This is a genomic window from Xenorhabdus sp. PB62.4 (assembly GCF_014467285.1).
Lineage (GTDB): Bacteria > Pseudomonadota > Gammaproteobacteria > Enterobacterales > Enterobacteriaceae > Xenorhabdus.
Genome location: NZ_NKHR01000082.1, coordinates 1 through 1,141 on the forward strand (window position 1 = coordinate 1; position 1,141 = coordinate 1,141).

Below are 1,141 nucleotides of genomic sequence, written 5' to 3' on the forward strand. Positions count from 1 at the left end.
AGTGATGTGATGGACGGCCCCTTTTTCAGCGGCAAATAGTGCCATCTTTCTTTCCGATGCACTGAATTTTTCGGGAGAGAACCTATCATGAATACGATCAAAGTCGTTGGCATTGACCTCGCCAAAAACGTTTTTCAAGTCTGTGTCTGGATGGCGGACGGTTCTGTCGCCTCGAACCGAAAACTCTCACGGCAAAAATTGCTTGATACCGTGCGCTCTTTTCCGCCCGGCACTGTCATTGCGATGGAAGCTTGTGCAACATCTCACTACTGGGGGCGAACGCTGCAAGCGATGGGATATACCGTCAGGTTAGTCCCGGCTCAACACGTCAAGGCCTTCAGTCATCATCAAAAAAACGATGCCAATGATGCGCTGGCTATTTGTGAAACTGCCTGTCGTCCAGGTCTTCATTTTGTTCCCGTCAAGACCGTGGCACAGCAAGATATCAAGGCACTGCGTAGTGCCCGGCAACTCATGGTGGAACAGCGTACCGCACTTGCTAACCAAATGCGGGCTTTTCTCGCTGAATCGGGACTGATTGTGCCTGCCGGCATTCAAAAACTTCAACAGCATCTCCCTGATATTCTGGAAGATGACAGCACTAACCTGTCTTGTGTACTGCGTCATTTATTGCATCCCTTATGGGCAGAGATGCAGCATTTGAACACCGGCATTCATGACATGGATAACGAAATAGCGGCACTTTCCCGTCAGCAACCGGGTTATGAGCACCTGCTCACGATCCCCGGCGTTGGTCCTCTTATCGCGGCCGCTTTCGTGAGTGACGTCAGTGCATCCCCATTTGCCAATGGCCGACAACTGTCTGCCTGGTGTGGACTGGTTCCCCGGCAACACAGTTCAGGAGGAAAAAACCGTCTGTCTTCCCTGAGCAAAAATGGCCATCGTCATCTGCGAACGTTAATCATTCACGGTGCCCGTGCCGTGATGCGTTGTGTTCAAAGACGGGATGATTATCTGGGAGAGTGGCTGAGAAAACTGATTGACCGGTGCGGGTTCATGAAAGCCACGGTGGCTTTAGCCAACAAACTGACCCGGATTATTTGGCGTGTTCTGCGGGATGACGTGGATTTTAATATGAAAAAAGCTTTTCTGTCCGTTAATTGAGTCACCTAAAACGGGT

At 50.6% G+C, this 1,141-nt stretch carries 1 protein-coding gene; it reads left to right on the plus strand.

What is annotated here, in order from left to right:
* Nucleotides 1–87 precede the first annotated feature (87 nt).
* A complete protein-coding gene (locus Xenpb_RS19285; RefSeq protein ID WP_187655730.1) occupies nucleotides 88–1,125 on the plus strand; it encodes an IS110 family transposase in 1,038 nt (345 codons plus the stop codon).
* Nucleotides 1,126–1,141 lie beyond the last annotated feature (16 nt).